This window comes from Halopiger djelfimassiliensis, from assembly GCF_000455365.1.
Classification (GTDB): Archaea; Halobacteriota; Halobacteria; order Halobacteriales; family Natrialbaceae; genus Halopiger_B; species Halopiger_B djelfimassiliensis.
Map to the genome: position 1 here is coordinate 259288 of NZ_HG315685.1, position 18030 is coordinate 277317.

Consider the following 18030-nt stretch of genomic DNA (forward strand, 5'->3'; position numbering starts at 1 on the left):
CTGCTTTTGAGGGCCGATATCAGTCTGTATACTTCCGCTCGGGCCCGAGGGCCGGTCACTCCGGGGACGGCTGGTAGTACTGCTTGAGCCACGTCGTCAACCCGTCGAGCCCGGGAAACAGCGTCCGGTGGTTGACGTTCAGCTGGTCGAGTTTGTCGCGGAACTCGAGCTTCCGATCGCCCGGGACGACGATCTTCCGATAGCAGTCGGGTCGGTCCTCGAGCCACCGATCGAGCACCAGCCGCGGGTCCGACTGGAAGGAGAAGACGGCGGACTGATTGACGATGCGGTCGTCGATCGCCGGCGGTCTGAAAAACAGTACGTACTGATCCTCCTCAGGTCTGTCGTCGACGCCCCACATCTCCCGCCAGATCTCGGTGATCCGGGACACGTCGTTGAGATCGCGGATCGAGGCCGTATCCACCGCCCGCTCGCTCGCCTCGTACTCGAGGGTCGCGTTCGAGAGGAGGTGAACGTCGAACATGTTCATCTCCGTCACCTCGAGGACCTCCTGATAGTGGTCGGGGATGTCGGCGTGCAGCGTCCGGTAATCGACGGCCCAGATCGCCCCGTCGTGGTCGGTGTCGCCGCTTTGGACCGCGAAGTAGGCCGCGACAAGCGGCGAGAACGACCAGTCGAGCAACCGGGTCGGCAGGCCGTAGTGCTGGGCGATCGAGAGCAGGTGCCAGACCGACCGCGGTTCGTCGATCTCGTCCATCGCGTACTGTGCGAAGTTTCGGAGCAACAGCGGCTCGAGTTTCCACTCTCCCGTGTCGCCGACGAAGCGTTTGATCGACGTCTCGAGGGTAAAGCTCTCGTCGGGGACGCCGCGAAACACGTAGGGAGCACGGTGGCGGCCGATGTCGGCCATCCACATCTCCCGGGAGAGGAGTTCGTGTAGCTCCGTCCACGTTTCGGCTCGAACGACCGACGGTGAGGACTCGGTATCGGTCATCGGTAGCTGATGTGGTGTGCGTGGCGTCGGCGACCGCGGTCCGGAGTCGGCTTCGTCACGCCGTCGGTTCCACGCCGACGGTCATAGTTCCGCGGCAGGAACGTGCTCGTCGCGAGCCGATCACGCCGACGGAAGCAGCGTTCGCTCGAAGAAGTCACCGACGGCGTCGGCGACCGTCCCGTGCTGGCCGACGAAGAAGTGATCGGCCGAAAGCGCCACGACGCCGTCGTCCCGATCCCGCGCGAGGTCGACGACGGGTTCCCAGTCGGCGGTAGTATCCCGCTTGCCGTACAGTACAGTGACGGGACACTCGAGGACGGGCAACGCCTCACAAACGTCGAGATCGTCGTCGAGTTGCGCCGTCGGTGCGAGAGCGGCGACGGCCGCAACCGCGCGGTCGACGGTCGCGGTCGCGAGTATCGCCAGCGAAGCGCCGAAACTGAACCCGAAGACGCCGACGCGGTCGTACCGGTCGTCGGCCCAGCGGATGGCGTTGCGAACGTCCTCGCGTTCGCCGTGGCCGCCGTCCCACGCCCCGTAATCGAAACGGAGGCAGGCGATCCCCGCCTCCCGAAGCGTCTCCTCGACCGCCACGAGTCGCCGGTCGCTCCGGGAACCGCCGTGTTGCGGATGAGGTGGGCAGGCGACGACGATCGCGTCCGCGTCGTCGTCCGGTTCCTCGAGCACGCCGCGAACGTCTCTCCGTCCGGGTACGAGTACGTCCGTCACACCGGCACTAGCACAGGGCTCGACAATCAATATTGCCACCGCGTTCCCGTCCGAAACGGCAACCCAGAGAGGGCCTCGTAACGCCCGACAGCGATCGATTTCGCGTCCGACTGTCGTTGATGTGATGTTTTTAAGGGTGCCGAGCGTTACGTACGAGTATGGGCATCCTCTCTCGGACCTCCTACGTCATCCGGTCGAAGATCAACTCGGTGCTCAACCGGGCCGAGGACCCGACCGAGACGCTCGATTACTCCTACGAGCAGATGCGCGACCAGCTCCAGCAGGTCAAACGCGGCATCGCCGACCTCACCACCCAGAAAAAGCGCCTCGAGATGCAAAAGCGACGGCTCGAGGACAACGTCGAGAAACACAACGAACAGGCACGCACCGCCGTCCAGCAGGGCCGGGAGGATCTGGCTCGACGCGCCCTCGAGAAGAAGAAGACGAAGATGAACCAGATCGAGGACCTCGATCGCCAGATTTCGGACCTCCAGAGCCAGCAGGACAGTTTGATCGACCAGAAAAACGAGCTCCAGACCCGCATCGAGGAGTTCCGTACCAAAAAGGAGACCATGAAAGCCCGCTACGAGGCCGCCGAGGCGAGCTCGACGGTTTCCGAGGCGATGACGGCCACGGGCGAGGAGTTCGAGGACGTCGGCCGGGCCATCGAACGCGCCGAGGAACAGACCGAGGACATGGAAGCACGGGCCGCGGCGCTCGACGAACTCCACGAAACCGGGGCGTTCGACGACGTCCTCTCGGACAAAGACCAGATCGACCGCGAACTCGAGGAGCTCTCGACCGGCAGCGGCGTCGAAGCCGAGCTCGAGACGCTCAAGTCCGAGGTCGGCGAGGGCGATACCGAACCGGCGACCGAACCCGAGTCCGGCGTCGACGAACCGGACCTCGAAGGCGACGTGGACGAAGACGTCGAGGCCGAACTCGCGGAACTGCAGGACGAAGAAAACGCATAGTCCGACACCGATTCGGGCCGCCGTTGCGGTCGATTCGGTACACGGGTTCGATTTTCGCGTCCCGCTCGTCGGTGCGCTTCGTGATGGGGGGTTCGTTACAGCGGTAGCGGATAGCGACGTGTGCGGCTGCGGTCGTTCCCGACCGGATTCCGACGGTTCCGGCGGCGACCGGCTCGGCGGACGGCGGTGGCGGATCACGTCCCGGTCCGGCGATCACGCGGGGGTGCCCAGAACGGTGATGTCGTAGTCGGCGACGTCCGCGGGGGACTCGAGAACGATCACCTGAAACGCCCACGTCTCGCCGCCCTCGAGGTCGCCGATACTGGCGAGATACCTCCCGAGGGCGTTGCCGGCAGCGTCGTAGACGCGCGTCCGGACTTCGACCAGTTGGATCCGGTCGCTGCCCGTGTTTTCGACGTGCCCTTGGACGGTCGAGCCGAGATAGCCGTCCTCGACGACGAACTCGTGGTCGGTCAGCGAGAGCGTCTCGAGCGGCGTCACCGCGTCGCTCGGTTCGCGCTCGGCGAGGGCTTCCGCCGTCGCCATCTCGGTCGCCGATCGGTTGGAGACGTTACTGGCGTTTCGCTCGCCGACGGTGCCGTCCTCGTATCTCGGCTCGCCGTCGAGGCCGCCGGTTCCGATACAGCCGGCGGCGACGGCTCCGATGGCCGTGCCGAGCGACGCGAGCACGTACCGTCGACTCGGCGACCGTGAGCGAGTCATTGCCGTCCGTCCGTCCGCGAGTCGGTTCCGTCACCGTGCATGTGTCGGCCCGACACCGCGGACGCATTTCAGTGTAGGCCCTGAAGGGGCAGCTATCGTCCTCGATCGCCGGCGTCACTCCCGTGTCCGTCGGTCCCGTCCGAGCCGGCTCCGTTATTGTGTGCAACGCAGGCCCTTATTGTCGGGTCCGTTGAACGCGTCGCCATGGGGTCCTCCGAGACGGACGAGACGCTCGAGTCCTACGGGGCAGACGTCGGAGCGCGGGCCGGATCGCTGACCCGGTTTCACGAGTGGGTGCTGGTCGAGGGCAACCGGCTGAGCGTCGCGGCCGCCCTCTCGGTCGTGGTCTTCGCCGGTCTGATCGCGCTGTACGAACTCGGCCTCGTCAGCTTCCTCAACCCGAACTCCATGACGCGCGTGGCAAGCGGCATGATCGCCGGCACCTTCTCGCTCGTTACGCTCGTCGTTTCGGTCAACCAGCTCATCCTCTCACAGGAGTTCAGCGCGGCCGGCAGCGCCCGCGACCGACTCGAGGGCGTCGTGGAGTTTCGCGAGGACGTCGCCGACGAAGCGGCCGTTCCCGCGACGCCGGCAGCGCCCACGAACGTCCTCGGATTGATCGTCGAGTCGATCCATCACGACGCCGCTGCGCTCGCCGACGCCGTCACGGATCATAGCGCGACGGATCGCGAGACGATCGTTCGGTACGTAAACAGCGTCCAGCAGCGGACCGACGAGATCGAAGCCACGCTCGAGCAGGCCGAATTCGGCACCTTTTCCGCCCTTTCGGCCGCGATCAACTACGACGAGGCCTGGCAGCTGTACGCCGCGACTCACCTGCGCGGCGAGTACGCCGACTCGCTGCCGCCGGCGGCGCTCGAGCGACTCGACGACCTGATCGAGTCCCTGCGGCTGTTTCACGTCGCCCGCGAGCAGTACAAGACGACCTATCTACAGCGGGAACTCACCCGATTCTCCCAGTTGACGATCTACTGTGGGGTGCCGTCGATCCTGTCGGCCGTCTTCGTCGGGCTCCTGTACGCCGACGTTACCGGCCCGAGCATCAGCGTTGCAGTGCTCCCCTACGTCGTGATCGTGTTGACGATCGTCGTTTTCTCGCCGCTTTTCCTCCTCGTCTCCTATATCCTCCGTACCGCGACGATCACGCGTCGAACCGCGTCGATCGGCCCGATGATCCCCCAGAAGGATCCCGAAGCGGGACCGTTCGAGGTGCACTACGGCGAGGAGCGGTAGTCACTCCCACTCGATGTCCGATCCGCGGTCGGTCTCGCGCAGGATGAACGGGCCGATCGCGAGCGTCCACTTCGCGACGGTGACGATCCGGAGAATATACGAGAGGAAGATCGAAAACGGCGTCACGCCGACCGCAAAGCCGAGGCCGACGACCAGTAGTCCGTGATCGATTCCGGCCGTCGTCCCGGCCACGTCGCCGGTCTCGAAGATCAGGATCATGTACGCCGCGACCGCCAGCGCGGGCAACGAGACGTACACCAGCGCCCGCGAGATGTTGATGATCTCCCACCGGAAGTACAGCGTCTTGAAGTGTTCGCGGGCGGGACCGAAGAACTCGAGATCGCCGAGCAAGTCGTCGAACGCCGCGAGCGTCTCCTCGGAGAGCGTTTCGGCGTGGCGGTTACGGACCCGGCGGCCGGTGTAGATCTTCCAGGAGTAGTTGTACTTCAGGGCCGAGGCCACCACGTCGAACGTACCGAACTGCTTTCCCTCGAGGTCGGGCGCGACGCGTTCCGCGTCCGCGATGACTGCGTCGGCGTACTCGCGGACGTCCTCGCGTACCGATTCGTCGAGGTCGGATTCGGCTTCGAGACGGTCGAGCACCTCCCGGGCGTGGTCGCCGGTCGTTTCGACGAGTCCCCGCAGGAACGTGGAGGGCTCCGGCGGGCTGGTATCCCGTCCGACGGCGTCTTCGACGTCCCGTCGGAACGCCATCGCGTCGGTCATCCGTTCGCGCTGATCGCCGAGGGGGCCGAGTTCTTGCGAGAGCACCAGCTGGTTGAACGTCAGGACGAGGCTGACGCCCATGATGATCCCGATGATGACCGGCGTAAACAGCGCAAAGACCGGATCGGGGTCGAACAGCTTCGCGATCGATCCGGGGCCGAACTGGCCGAGCGCGACGAGCAACGCGTACGCGGCCGCAATCATCGTACCAGCGACGAGTAACCGGTTTCCCGTTACCAGAAACCACACGACCGGCGCGCCGCCGCGGACGCGGTCCTCGATCGTGTTCGCGGTCTCGTCGTGCCCCCCTGATTCGCTCATACAGGACGTACCGACCAGCACTGTTCGTACAAATGTTGCCGTCGTTTGCACGCAGCAAACCGGCCACGGACCGACGTGTAGCGGCTGCGTACCGCGCGTACGTTTTTTGGCCCGTCCATCGAACGCGCAGTATGAGCGCCGATCGGACGATCGACGAGGAGGTGAGCCGGAGCGACCTCGTTCACGAGCGCCTTCGGGAGTCGCCGCTCAAACGCTGGGTGTTGCTCGACGGGAACCGGTACGTCCTCTCCGCGTTGTTCGCGGGAATCGTCTTTCTCACGTGTGCCGGTATCGGCTTCGCCGGCTACGTCCCCGTCACCGATCCGGCAACTGCGACGACGCTCGTCTCATCGATCGTCGGCGGGACGCTGCCGTTTATCACGATCGTCCTCGCGATCAACCAGCTCGTCCTCGCACAGGAGCTCGGCTGGCCCGGCGATCTCGAGGAGCGATTCGAGTCGATGGCGTCGTTCCGACGGGAGGTCGAAACGCTGACGGGTGAGTCCGTCAGCCCGGCTGCGCCGGCCGATTTCCTTCAGCTCATCGTCGAAACCACCGCAGAGCATGCGGAGACGCTGCGTCCGGTCGCGGACCGGGTCGACGATCCGGCGCTCGCCGCGCTACTCGAGGACTTCGTCGACGCGGTCACACAGGAGGGGGCGGTCGTCAGCGACTCGCTCGCGGATGCGGATTTCGGGACGTTCGAGACGCTGTCGGCGGTGCTCGGTCACTTCAACGGCGCACACCTCTACGCGGCCCGGACGATACGGACCGACCACGCCGACGAGCTACCCGCCGAGGCCGTCGAGACGCTCGAGTTCCTCGTGGAGGTGCTCGGCTACGTCGCGATCGCCCGCCAGACGTTCAAGACGCTGTACATGCAGTACGAACTCGCGTTTCTCTCGCAGTTGCTCCTCGTCGTCGGCTTTCCGACGTTGCTCGGCGGCGGGATCTTCCTGATGACCTACGGTTCGATCATCGAGGCCGTCGGCGATCCGACCGTGCTCGTTCTCGTCGTCAGCGCCGTCGTTACGTTCGTCTTCCTTCCGTTTATCGTGCTGCTTGTCTATACGTTCCGTATCGCGTCGATCGCGAGCCGGACGGCCGACTTCGGCCCGTTCGTCCCGCGTGTCGAGTTCGAGGACTGATCGTCCCGAGCCGTCGATTCCCGGCCCACATCTTTTGTTTACCGACGTGGTCGTCCGTCACGGTCGATGGGTGATTCGGATCACGGCTCGCTCGCGGACGCAACCACGAGCGGGAACGAGAGCGGGCGTTCGGACGCGAATGCAAGCGACGAATCGGACGAGGAATCCGGGCAAGACAGGCTCGGTGGCCTGCGGCTGTGGCTGTTGCTCCGGGTGAACCGCTGGGTCTTCGCCGGTGCGATTCTGGCGATCGTGTTCGTAGCCCTCGTGGCCATGAGCCGGGCCGAACTGACGCCGTTCCGACGGATCGTCGAGCAGCAGGACGGGATCGAGTTCCTCTTCTCGGCGTTTATCGGTGCGATCATCACGGGGACCTCGATCGTCGTCACGATCAACCAACTGGTCCTCTCGCAGGAACTGGGTGCGGTCGGCAAACAGCGCGAGCGCATGCACGAATCGATGCAGTTCCGGCGGGACATCGAGGACACGATCGACGAGGACACGAGTCCCCCCGAACCCGCGGCGTTTCTCTACGAACTCGTCGACGGCGTCGAGAAGCGTGCGACCGAACTCGAGGCGACGATGGAAGACGAACGGGACGAGGAACTACAGGCGAAGATCAGCGATTACGTCGACGACGCCGTCGGCAACGCACGGACCGTCAAGGACGATCTCGAGGAATCCCAGTTCGGCAGCTTCGACGTGATCTGGAACGCGCTCAACTTCAACTACTCGCGGAAGATCTACGACGCGCGCAAGATCCGGGCCGATCACACGGAATCGCTCTCGGACGAGGCAAACGAGAAGATCGACCACGTGATCGAGACGCTCCAGTTTTTCGGTCCCGCCCGCGAGCACTTCAAGACGCTGTACTTCCAGTGGGAACTGATCAACCTCTCGCGGGCGCTGCTGTACATCGCGATTCCCGCCCTGACGGTCATGGCGATGATGATCATGTACGTCGACGGGACCGCCCTTCCCGGGACGACGGCCGGAGTTGACAACCTCGTCTGGCTGACTAGCGCCGGGTTCGTCGTCGGCATCGCCCCGTTCGTCGTCTTTACGGTGTATATCCTCCGGATCGCGACGGTCGCGAAACGAACCCTCGCGATGGGGCCGTTCATCTTACGGGAGTCCCAGCGGGATCAAGACCTCGGCTGAGCGGTCAGTCCAGTTTCGATTCGGCCTTCGGGAAGAGGACGTTGTTCTCCCGGTGGACGTGCATGTGGGTGTTTCGCTCGAGCTCCGCCAGTCGGTCGAGCATGGAGCGGTAGCTGGTACAGGCGTCGTCCGGGACTGCGTAGCCGTCGGTGAGTTCCTCGAGTCGTTCGAGGCGGGCCGCGGTTTCGTCGTGGTCGGCCTCGAGCTGGTCGATCTCCTCCCACAGCGTCTCCCGCTCCGCGACCGTAAGTTCGACTCCGGTGTCGAGTTTCTTGATGATCGGGAACGCGGTCTGTTCCTCGTCGTCGATGTGGGTCGACAGCTCCGCGGCGAGGTCGCGAAACTCCGTCTCGACCTTCCGCAACGAGGGATGTGCGTCCCCGTGGACGCGGGCGACCTTCTCGACGAGCGCCTCCAGTTCCGGCAACTCGGTTCGAAGATAGCGATGGTGCTCCCAGACGATGAGATTCGCCAACTGCGTCAGCGACTCCCACCCGCGTTCCCGCCCGTCGCCCTCCGATCGGGCGGCTTCCAGCCGATCGCACACGTCGGCGACCTCGAGTCCCGCGTCGGCACACGCGGTCGCCAACGAGACCGTCCCCCCACAGCAGTAATCGATATCGAGGGACTCGAAGACGCGGGCGAAGTCGGGGTTGTCTTCGACGAGCTGTCCGAGCTGCCGTTCCGGATCGATCGTAGCGTTCATGGATTCGTGGTCGGGTCAGGTCCGCCGAAACGCGTCGATCGCGCCGGCGGATCACCAGTGAGACATCCCATCCCGTCCGATCGAGCCGTTACCACCGGACCGCAAAAACCGTCGTCCCGAACGTGATCGCAAACCGGCGATCGGCGGTCTACAGCGGTGCGCCTGCGAGGACGAGTTTCGCCCGCTCGTCGCCACGGTTGTGGATCTGCCGGCGCTCCTCGGGATCGATCCGTACCGCGTCGTCGGTCTCGAGCGTGACGGTTTCGCCGGCGTCGGGCAGTTCGACCTCGACCGTTCCCGAGACGACGTAGTAAATCTCTTCCTGCCCGGTTCCGGTCTCGTCGTGTTCCTTTCCCTTCCCGTCGGGCTCGAGTTCGAGGATCGAGAACCCGAGGTGTTCGCTTCCGAGTTCCTCTTTCAGAAACCACATGCCGCCCCACTTTTCGGGAACGACCGAGTCCGGATCGGTCTTGGCTGCGGTGTCGTAGCCCATACTCGAGCGTACGGGTGCGACGGACAAAGCAATAGTGAAACCGGAACTCGAGGTCCACGTTCGGAGGATCGCTCCGGCCTCGGTACAAATCCGACGACTGTTAGGGGTTCGGCACGTACCGCCGTCCGTGACCGTCGCGTGATCCTCGTCATCTGCGGTCCGCCGGGGGCGGGCAAGACGACCATCACGAATCGCGTGTGTCGGCGGCTCGAGGAGCGTGACACGGCGGTTCGGATCCACCGCTCCGACGCCTTCTCGAGTCGGACCTACGAGCAGCTGTACGAGCGGGTCGTGGCCGATCCGGTGGCCGCCGTCACCATCGTTGACGGGACGTTCTATCGTCGCGAGTGGCAGGCCCGGTTTCGGACCCTCGACGACGTCCGGTTCGTCCACGTTACCGCGAGCCTGGAGACCTGTCTCGAACGCAACCGAACGCGTTCGGATCCGATCGACGAGCAGGGGGTCCACGTGATCCACCGGGAGTTCGACGAGCCCGAGGCGGCGCTTCGAATCGACACCGACGACTGTTCCGCGGCGACGGCGGCCGACCGGATCGTCGACGCCGTCACGGCGTGGATCTGACTCGCGGCCGTGACGAACACAGCGGTCGTGGCAGGTCGGCTCGGTCCGATAGCGTTCCGCCGTCCGCTGGCCGGTCGGAACAGTCGGGGACACCGCCTCGGGATCGAATCGGAACCCTCGACCCGCGATAATTTTATGTCCTATGATAATGCAACATACTGTGATGCTCACGCACAACGTCCGTACGCTTCTGATCGCAGTTACGATCGGATCGCTAATCGTCCTCTCGGGCGTCGCTGCCGGCGTCGCCGACAGTCCAGCGGCCCCGACAACTGATGACGCCGTCGAGACGGTCGTGGAACCCGCTCCATCGTCGAACCACGACCGCGCCCCGTCCGCGGCCGAATCCAACCGCACGACGTACGACTCGCTGTCGGCCCTGCGAAACGCGACGAACCGCTCGGTTCCCTCGCCCGACGTGCCCGACGGATACAACTTCACGGTGGGACACCTCGTCGACGGCGACGATCATTACTCGATCATCCTCGAGTACGCGGCCGACGACGAGACGTTCACCGTCGCGAAACGCTTCGGCGTCGAGACGGACTACGACGACAACGACAGGTTCGAAGCGGTCGAAGTCGGTGACCACACCGGGTACTACGCGGAGTTCGAGTACGGCGGGACCAGCACGTCACTCCTCAGCCTCGAGTGTGCGAACGCTACCTACAGCGTTTCCGGCGATCTCACGAAGGACGGCAGCATCGACGTCGCCGAGTCGCTCACCTGCGAGTGACCGGTCGACTTGCCGGCTGAGCTAGCGTTGCAGGCGCTCGCGCACCGGAAACTCGTCCGGCCGCCGCTCCGGGGTCAGCGTCTCGGGAAGGACGTCCCATCCGAGCGCGTCCTCTCCGGGCCGGGCGTCGGTTTCGAAGCCGGGTTCGTCCGGCGGCCGCTGGTCACGGGACGCCGCCGGCGGTGCGTCGTGGGCGTAGACGCTGTCCGGATGTTCGACCGTCCAGACGTGCATCATACAGGGTGTCCGACACGGATACTCGAGGTCGCCCTCCTCGAACTCGCGCTCGTAGACCTGTCGGTAGTACCACCACGCGAACCGACTGGGGAGTCCGGCGTGGTAGTGCCACGGCGCACACCGATCCGGGTGATCGTCGGGGCGGGGCTCCCGTTGGCGATCGGATCGGGTTCGCTCGTCGTAGACGGCGGGCGGCTCGACCGGCTCCCCTTGCCGGGTCGCGACGAACATGACGCCGATCGACCGCCAGGAGTCGTCGTCGACCAGTACCGCTTCCGGGCGTTCGGGGTCCAGCACCGCGTCGTCGCCGATGTGGTCCGGGTGCAGCCAGTGGGACCAGCCGTCCTCCTCGGTCACGTCGAACGAATCGAAGTACGGTTTGAACCCCGCGTCGATCAGCGTGCCGACGTTCGGATAGTCGGTCTCGAGCACCTCCTGTACCGCGGCCCGGAGTTCGACCGTGGCCGGGTGGTCGTCGGCGCAGCCTTCCGAGCTCGTTCCCGCACAGTGGCCCATGCTCGGCCGTAGCGTCGCCTCCGGACAGCCCGGCGGAGACCCAACGTCGGCTCGGTCCGCCCTTCCGGTCGCCCCCACGTTCCCTACGGCCGGTACGGCGAGTGCACTCCCCGACGTGCGCAGGAGCGTTCGACGCGAGACCCCGTCGTTTCCGATCCTGTCACTGTCTGTCATATCAACAGGGCACACACCACCGACCGTTGTAAATCGTTTTGGCGGTCGGCGTGACTGTGTGGTCGACGGAAAAGCGAGTCCGGCCGTCGGTCACTTAAGCGTCGCACCGGTTCCCGGCCGCTCGAGGGCCGCGAGCGCGATCCGGCCGTCGGGCATCGGGACGCCGTCGTAGGGGTCGTCGGCGAGCAACAGCGAGCCGTCGAGGTCGGCGTAGTCGAGCAGCGGCGCGAGGTGACAGGCCGCAGCGATCGAGGCGTTGGACTCGTTCATACAGCCACACATCACCTCGAGTCCGTGGGCGCGGGCGGCGTGGATCATCCGGACCGCCTCCCGCAGCCCGCCGCATTTCATGAGCTTGATGTTGGCGATGTCACACCGGTCCGCGATCCGCGGAACGTCCGCGAGCGTGATACACGATTCGTCGGCCGCGATCGGTAGCGGTGATCGCTCGTAGACGAACCGCAATCCGTCGGGATCGTCCGCTGGGACCGGCTGTTCGACGAACGCGAGGTCGTACTCGGCGAGACGCTCGATCTTCGAAACGGCTTCCCGGGGCGTCCAGGCCTCGTTGGCGTCGACGAACAGCCGAACGTCGGGCGCGACCGAGCGGATCGTCTCGACGATTTCGACGTCGCGACCGGTGCCGAGTTTGACTTTCAGCGTCCCGTAGCCGCGTTCGAGGGCCGTTTCCGTCTTCTCGCGCATCACCGCCGTCTCGTCGAGACCGATCGTGTAGGAGGTCTCCGTCGTCTCCGCGGGGTCGAGTCCCCAGTACCGATAGAGGGGTACCTCGAGCCGTTTGGCGACGAGGTCGTGCAACGCGATGCTCACCGCGGTCCGTGCGGCCGGGTTCCGTTCGACGGTCTCGCGAAGCCGTCGCTCGATCCGGGCGAGCTGGTGGGGATCGCCAACGTCCTCGACGACGGCGAGCAGATCCGGCATGACCGCCTCGACCGTCGCCGCGGTTTCGCCGTAGTGAGACGACGGCCCGGCGGCACCGATCCCGACGTTCCCCTCGCCGTCCTCGACGCGGACGGTCACGACCTCGGTCTCGGTCGTCGTTCCGCGGGAGATCGTGAACGGATACTCGAGCGGAAGCGATCGCCGCTGAAACGTCGTCTCGATCGTCATAGCAGGGCCTCCAGCAGCGGGTCGGTGTCGTAGCGGATGACGTCCGTCGCAGGGGCTCCGAGCGCGTCGCCGTACTCGTCGACCGCCCGTTCGGCCGCGTCGGCCTCGAGACCGGCGGTGTTGAGCGCGCCGGCGACGACGTCGGCTTCGGCGACCGGTTCGGCCAGCCGTTCGTAGAGATCGACGTAGGCGGGGATCGACGGCAGCGAGAAGGACTCGTAGCCGTGGATCGCGTCCCGGCCGGCGACGTGACAGAGCACGAGCTTGTCGGGCATCGCGCCGTGGAGGATTCCGCACGTGACCGCCGAGTACGCGGGGTGGACGATACTGCCCTGTCCCTCGACGAAGAGGTAGTCGTGTTCGTCGCCCTTCTCGAGGATCATCTCCTCGACCGCGCCGGCGGTGAAATCCGAGACGACCCGGTCGATCGGGTTCCCCCAGCCCTCGATCATGATCCCGGTCTGGCCGGTCGGGATTACGGCCGCGTCGTAGCCCGCTTCACGGGCGTCGCGGGCGAGTTCCATCGAGACGGTCATCTTGCCGACCGAGCAGTCGGTGCCGACGGTCAGGATCACGTCGGCGTCGACCTCGGCGGCGACCCCCTCGCTGACCGTCAGATCCGCGGGCGGTTTCCGGACGTCCCACAGTTCACAGTCGTTTTCCGCGGCGAGTCGGGCGAACTCGTCGTCGTCCTCGAGGAAGTAATGGAGGCCGGCGATGACGTCACAGCCGTACTCGAGGGCCGTCCGGACGTCCTCGCGCCAGCTCTCCTCGAAGCCGCCGCCGATGGGCGCGACGCCGATCAGCAGGGCGTCGACCGACCCCGGCTCGAGGTCGGCCATCCCCTCGACGATCGGGGCGTCCTGTACGTCGGGAACGAAGTCGGTGACGCGGTTGCCGGCCGTCTCGCGGTCGAGGACGGCGGTGGCCTCGTAGTCGGCGTACCGGAGCACGCCCAGTGCCGTCTTGGCCCGGTCCGGGAACTTCTCGTGTGCCAGAATTGCGACGCGCATACGACGACATGAACGAGGCCGTACTTAACGATAGATGTCGGCGAACGGAACCTCACAGCACTGTCAGGTCGGTCGTCCAGAACGAGCGATGGGCGTCTTCGATGGCCGATTTCGGATCGCCGGTCGCGTCGACGGCGGCGGTCGCGTCGGGTTCGAGGGTCGTCTCCGCCGCGAGCGCGTCGAGGACGCCCCGCTGGCCGACCAGAAAGAGCCGATCGGCGTCGGTTTCCGCGACGGTCTCGACGAGCGTCTCCCGGGCGCGCTCGAGGTGGTCGTCGATCTGGTCGTCGCGGATCCGCTCGAACCGCGACTGCGAGAAGCCGCCTTTCGAGTGGTTGCCTTTCACGTCGCTCTCGAACCCGCGGTAGTCGAGCCGGTCGCCGTCAGCGTAGCTCCCGACGGCAAACAGGTCGGCACGAACCAGTGCGAGCACGTATCGGCCGGTCGGCAGGAACCACTCGCGGTCGAGGACGAACCGATCGTCCCAGCCGGACTCGTGGTCGGGCCGGATCGGCGGCTCGAGCGCGACGGAGACGAGGCCGGCGTCGTCGACACAGCACAGGCAGGGGGCGGCGTCGTCGACGAGCGCGGTTCGGTCGCCGAGTACGTCGTCGAGATCGGTCTCGAGGTCCCCCTTGAGGTCGTCGACGCCGTCGTCGACGACGGCCGTCAGCGCACCCTCCTCGGCCGTCCGGAACGACGTGAGCCGATCGACGACCTCCTCGAGGCGAGCACCGCGGATCGTCTCGTGCCGTCGACACTCGACGTCGGCGTCCCCGTCGTCGACGCGCTCGAGTTCGCCCTCGAGCTGCGCGATGCGGTCCTCGAGCCGGTTGATCCGCTCTTCGGCCTCCTGTCTGGCGGTCGTCGCCTCGGCCCGACGATCGGATTCGGCCTCGTATCGCGCCCGCAGGCGCTCGTTTTCGTCCTCGAGTTCGTCGATACGGTCTTTGAGCGACGCACGCCCGAGCAACTCGTCGACGTCGAACATCCGGCCGAAAACGCGAAGCGAGAGTACTTCTAGGTTCCGGCGTTCGGATACTCGTCGCTCGGGTCGAACCCGGAGCCGGAATCCGTGTCGCCGCCCGCTGGGGACCCGCCGATGAACTCGAGTAACTGCCGGGCCCGTCCGCGCCGGGCGAGCCACACCTCCCGCAGCGACGGCGGGTTCCGTACCTCCGTATCGTCGAGCAGCCACGCCGGCAGCGCAAGCGTGTTCGCCGGGACGCTCTCGTCGCCGTGGACCGGGAAGTGTCGCGACTCGAGTTTCATCACCAGCGGCGCGTCGAGCCGTTCGACGCCGTCGCCGGTGGCGTACACTTCCTCGTTGATGCGTTCGTGTTGCCCGCTGTGCATGAGTGCCCGATCCGCGTCGGTCGGGGTCACGTAGAGGCGTCCGAGATAGTAGCTCCGCGAGAACACCTCGAACATGGTAACTATACACATGGTCCGGAGAGACATAACTATTTGCGAACAGACTTATACCGGATCGCTATCAGCGTAGTCACAGCCCGGGTTGCCACGTGTCGGTCGTCGATCGAACGGACGTGTCGCGAACTTCGTCCAACGAGGGGCAGTATGGGCCGCTTAAACGCTCCAAGCGGTTCTCGTGGTTCGAGAGGGACGATTGAACGATCCGAACGAAGGTTCGACTTTTTAGGAGGTTCCGTTCTGTACTCGAATACGATGAGGACCATCCGGTCGATCGCCCTCCTTGTGCTGGTCGCCGTCGTCGGGCTCACCGTCGCTCCCGTCGCGAGCGCCGCGTTCGGGAACGTCATCGCCGACGACGGTTCGGACGCCGAGGTGGAGACCAACACGACGGCTTCGAACACGACCGAGACGACCGTTTCGACGTTCATGCAGGCAAGCGCCGCTGACGCGGAAACGAGCGTCGAAACCGGGCTGTTCGAAGCGGAGTACGAGCAAGCTGACGACGCGACTCGCGCGGCTATCGTCGCCGATCGAACCGACGACCTCGAGACCACACTCGAGTCGCTCGAGGCCGAACGCGACGAGCTTCGGGAGCGGAAGGGGACGCTCCCGGAGGCACAATATCAGGCGCGGATGACCCGGCTGGCAGTCGAGATTCCGGCGCTGGAACGGTCGGCCGAGCGGACCAAACCGCGTGCCAACGAGACCGGCGTCGACGAACGCCGGCTCGACACGTTGCAAGAACGCGCATCGGAACTCGCCGGTCCCGACGTCACCGCGTTCGCCCCGGGTCACGCGGACGACGATCGGCATCCCGGCGGCGGACCGCCGGACGACCGCGGACCGGACGGAACGCCGCCGGGCCAGCAGTCGACAAACGGGGCGTCCGAGGAGCGACCGCCGGGCAACGATCGGGACTCCGGCCCCTCGACTGGAGCCGGCGAGAACGCGGGCAAGGCCGGCGATGCACCCGGCAAGTCGGAATCCGAAGCGGCCGGTGAATCGAACTCGAGGGCTGAGACGGACCAGTCGTCACCCGGCAAGAACGCAGGCTCCAGCGACTCGAACGGCAACGCCGACTCGTCGGGCAACGGCGGGGGCGGCTCGAACGGCAACGCCGGCTCGTCTGACAATGGCGGGGGCGGCTCGAACGGCAACGCCGGCTCGTCGGGCAACGGCAACGCCGGCTCGTCGGCCGTCGGAGCCAGGTAATCCGTCGGCACACGCGCTCGAGCGGGACGGAACCGTTCGCAGTCGGGCCGTGGCATGCTCTCTGGCGAGAAGACACGCTTTTCAGCGCCGACACCATACCTGCCTACGATGGACTCCGCCGCGTTGTTGGATCTGCTGGGCAATGAAAACCGGAGACGGATCCTCCAACTACTCGCCCGCAAACCCTGTTACGTTACCGAAATCTCGGAGTATCTCGGCGTGAGTCCCAAGGCGGTCATCGAGCACCTTCGAAAGCTCGAAGAGGCGGGGCTGATCGAGAGTCGGGTCGACGACCAGCGACGGAAGTACTTCCACATCGCCCGAAACGTTCGGCTCGAAGTGAACGTCTCGCCGTACGGGTTCGCGAGCAAGAGCGCCTATCCCGAAAACAGCAGTTTCGACGTGACGACCTGTCGGCACCTTTCGCTCGACGTCTCTTGGGAGGGCACGGACGAACTCGACGACCTGCTGCGAGCGCTCGAGGACCTCGAACAGCTCGAAAACGAGCTCTCGCTGGCCCAGCGATGGGTTCAGGGGCGGCTCTGTGACGTGCTCGATCAGATCTCCGAAACCGTCGGTGCCGGCCCCGAGAGTCGCATCTACGCCGATCTGCTGGCGAGTATTCGCTCCGACCCCAAGTCGGTCGGCAAGCTCAGCGCGGATATCGACGTCCCCCGGGAGATCGTCGCCGAACTGCTGGAGGCGATGGCCGACGAGGGGATCGTCCAGCGAACCGAACGGGGCTGGGAACTGACGACGAACGCGTAACCGCCGGCGTCACTCGACGTCGCGGGACAGCCCGTCGCGCAGGTCCCGTCCGAAGTAGTAGCCGCCGACCGACGAAACCAGACCGACGGCCGCCCCGACGGCGAGGACGGCCGACCCGGAGCCGGCCACCGCGATGACCGCATGATCGAATACTGCAGCCGCCGCGCCGACGGACGCTCCGGCGGCAGTCATCTCGAGGTACCGCCGTCTGGATGCGATCAGCCCCGCGAGGAAGGCAACGAGGAACGTTCCCACCGCTCGACCGCCGATCGGGACGACGGTATCGCCGGCGATCAGTCCGAGGCCGACGACGAGGACGAGCGCGAGAAACGCCTTCGGCGAGAAGTATCGCTCCAGCGAGAGCCGGTCGGCGAGTCCGGAGTGTCGCAACGACCCGGACTCGCCCGCAGCCCCGTCGACGGAGTCGGCAGCCGGGCTGGTTCCGTCCCGCTCGTGGGGACGCGGCCCGGTCAGTGGCTCCCCGCCGCTCTCGCCGACCCCGCTTCCGGAGTCCGAAAGGAGCCGATCCGTCTCCTCGAGGAGTTCGTCGGTCGAGGCGGGTTCGGCATCCCGGCTCTCGGTCACCTCGTCCGAGGGGTCGCCCATGCGTTCGACTACGCCGGCTGTCGCCATGGACCTTTCGATTCAACTACACGAACCCTCCTCGAACGTTACAGATCGCAGGGCTGACCGCTCGGTTCGCTTGCCGCCGGTCCGGTCTTCGACTGTCAGTTCGAGTTCGGCGGCGTCCGTCGCCCGAAACGTGACCACGTTTTTTCACGGTCGGGATGGGAGGAACGCGAGTGAACGTCGATCTCGTCGCCGTCGGCATCCTCGCCGTCGCGATCGGCATCGGGTTTCTCGCTGCCGCGCGCCACTTCTACCCCCGGCTCGGGCTTTCGGAGGACTCGCTCGCGTCGATCCGCCTGTTGACGGCGTTGCTCGTCGGCGTGCTCGTTTTGACCGGGCTGGGACTCGTCGCCGTCGGCGTCCTCACGTAGCCCCGACCGCGGGGGAAAGCGTGCCTTCAAGTCCGA

The 18030-nt window shown here is 65.8% G+C and carries 21 protein-coding genes; 9 read left to right on the plus strand and 12 right to left on the minus strand.

Annotated features, from left to right (window positions below):
• Positions 1–55 precede the first annotated feature (55 nt).
• Both TX80_RS07160 and TX80_RS07165 read right to left on the minus strand, forming a co-directional pair.
• Complete coding sequence (locus TX80_RS07160) at positions 56–955, minus strand: FRG domain-containing protein (protein ID WP_049922434.1); 900 nt, start codon at positions 953–955, stop codon at positions 56–58.
• A gap of 120 nt (positions 956–1075) precedes the next feature.
• A complete protein-coding gene (locus TX80_RS07165) occupies positions 1076–1684 on the minus strand; it encodes an alpha/beta hydrolase (protein WP_049922435.1) in 609 nt (202 codons plus the stop codon).
• 158 nt (positions 1685–1842) lie between these two features.
• Here TX80_RS07165 and TX80_RS07170 point away from each other — a divergent pair, with 158 nt between their 5' ends.
• Positions 1843–2658, plus strand: a complete 816-nt coding sequence (locus TX80_RS07170) for a PspA/IM30 family protein (RefSeq protein WP_049922436.1) — start codon at positions 1843–1845, stop codon at positions 2656–2658.
• Between the two features lie 213 nt (positions 2659–2871).
• Here TX80_RS07170 and TX80_RS07175 read toward each other — a convergent pair whose 3' ends face one another.
• A complete protein-coding gene (locus TX80_RS07175; RefSeq protein ID WP_049922437.1) occupies positions 2872–3381 on the minus strand; it encodes an FxLYD domain-containing protein in 510 nt (169 codons plus the stop codon).
• Positions 3382–3585: 204 nt separating this feature from the next.
• Here TX80_RS07175 and TX80_RS07180 point away from each other — a divergent pair, with 204 nt between their 5' ends.
• Entirely contained in the window at positions 3586–4635 is a 1050-nt protein-coding gene (locus TX80_RS07180) for a hypothetical protein (protein ID WP_049922438.1), read from the plus strand.
• Here the strand turns inward: TX80_RS07180 and TX80_RS07185 are convergent, their stop codons facing one another.
• Positions 4636–5682, minus strand: a complete 1047-nt coding sequence (locus TX80_RS07185) for a hypothetical protein (protein ID WP_049922439.1) — start codon at positions 5680–5682, stop codon at positions 4636–4638.
• A 131-nt stretch (positions 5683–5813) separates the two neighbouring features.
• Here TX80_RS07185 and TX80_RS07190 point away from each other — a divergent pair, with 131 nt between their 5' ends.
• A complete protein-coding gene (locus TX80_RS07190) occupies positions 5814–6830 on the plus strand; it encodes a hypothetical protein (protein WP_049922440.1) in 1017 nt (338 codons plus the stop codon).
• A gap of 66 nt (positions 6831–6896) precedes the next feature.
• Entirely contained in the window at positions 6897–7991 is a 1095-nt protein-coding gene (locus tag TX80_RS07195; protein ID WP_049922441.1) for a hypothetical protein, read from the plus strand.
• Between the two features lie 4 nt (positions 7992–7995).
• On the opposite strand, the gene ric is transcribed toward TX80_RS07195, so the two are convergent.
• Together ric and TX80_RS07205 are read right to left on the minus strand one after the other, a co-directional pair.
• On the minus strand, positions 7996–8697 hold the full coding sequence (ric, locus tag TX80_RS07200; protein ID WP_049922442.1) for an iron-sulfur cluster repair di-iron protein: 702 nt from the start codon (positions 8695–8697) through the stop codon (positions 7996–7998).
• Positions 8698–8845: 148 nt separating this feature from the next.
• A complete protein-coding gene (locus tag TX80_RS07205) occupies positions 8846–9190 on the minus strand; it encodes a cupin domain-containing protein (RefSeq protein WP_049922443.1) in 345 nt (114 codons plus the stop codon).
• Positions 9191–9328: 138 nt separating this feature from the next.
• Between TX80_RS07205 and TX80_RS07210 the strand changes: the two genes are divergently transcribed.
• Complete coding sequence (locus TX80_RS07210; protein ID WP_049922444.1) at positions 9329–9772, plus strand: ATP-binding protein; 444 nt, start codon at positions 9329–9331, stop codon at positions 9770–9772.
• Positions 9773–9935: 163 nt separating this feature from the next.
• Complete coding sequence (locus TX80_RS07215; protein ID WP_195893051.1) at positions 9936–10508, plus strand: DUF4367 domain-containing protein; 573 nt, start codon at positions 9936–9938, stop codon at positions 10506–10508.
• Between the two features lie 21 nt (positions 10509–10529).
• Here TX80_RS07215 and TX80_RS07220 read toward each other — a convergent pair whose 3' ends face one another.
• The 5 genes from TX80_RS07220 to TX80_RS07240 all read right to left on the minus strand — a co-directional run bounded on the left by TX80_RS07220 (position 10530) and on the right by TX80_RS07240 (position 15010).
• Positions 10530–11435, minus strand: coding sequence for a hypothetical protein (locus TX80_RS07220; protein ID WP_049922446.1), 906 nt, complete (start codon positions 11433–11435; stop codon positions 10530–10532).
• Between the two features lie 90 nt (positions 11436–11525).
• The gene (locus tag TX80_RS07225; protein ID WP_049922447.1) at positions 11526–12566 is read right to left on the minus strand and encodes a dipeptide epimerase; all 1041 of its coding nucleotides are present in this window, start codon (positions 12564–12566) and stop codon (positions 11526–11528) included.
• Positions 12563–13579, minus strand: a complete 1017-nt coding sequence (locus tag TX80_RS07230; protein WP_049922448.1) for a DUF1611 domain-containing protein — start codon at positions 13577–13579, stop codon at positions 12563–12565. Before TX80_RS07230 ends, TX80_RS07225 begins: the two co-directional genes overlap by 4 nt.
• Before the next feature lie 52 nt (positions 13580–13631).
• A complete protein-coding gene (locus TX80_RS07235) occupies positions 13632–14570 on the minus strand; it encodes a Vms1/Ankzf1 family peptidyl-tRNA hydrolase (protein ID WP_049922449.1) in 939 nt (312 codons plus the stop codon).
• A 29-nt stretch (positions 14571–14599) separates the two neighbouring features.
• A complete protein-coding gene (locus TX80_RS07240; protein ID WP_049922450.1) occupies positions 14600–15010 on the minus strand; it encodes a DUF5802 family protein in 411 nt (136 codons plus the stop codon).
• A gap of 255 nt (positions 15011–15265) precedes the next feature.
• Here TX80_RS07240 and TX80_RS07245 point away from each other — a divergent pair, with 255 nt between their 5' ends.
• On the plus strand, positions 15266–16225 hold the full coding sequence (locus tag TX80_RS07245) for a hypothetical protein (protein WP_049922451.1): 960 nt from the start codon (positions 15266–15268) through the stop codon (positions 16223–16225).
• A gap of 108 nt (positions 16226–16333) precedes the next feature.
• Positions 16334–16993, plus strand: a complete 660-nt coding sequence (locus TX80_RS07250) for an ArsR/SmtB family transcription factor (RefSeq protein WP_049922452.1) — start codon at positions 16334–16336, stop codon at positions 16991–16993.
• 9 nt (positions 16994–17002) lie between these two features.
• Here the strand turns inward: TX80_RS07250 and TX80_RS07255 are convergent, their stop codons facing one another.
• Complete coding sequence (locus tag TX80_RS07255) at positions 17003–17599, minus strand: hypothetical protein (protein ID WP_049922453.1); 597 nt, start codon at positions 17597–17599, stop codon at positions 17003–17005.
• Between the two features lie 182 nt (positions 17600–17781).
• Here TX80_RS07255 and TX80_RS07260 point away from each other — a divergent pair, with 182 nt between their 5' ends.
• On the plus strand, positions 17782–17994 hold the full coding sequence (locus tag TX80_RS07260) for a hypothetical protein (RefSeq protein ID WP_049922454.1): 213 nt from the start codon (positions 17782–17784) through the stop codon (positions 17992–17994).
• Positions 17995–18030 lie beyond the last annotated feature (36 nt).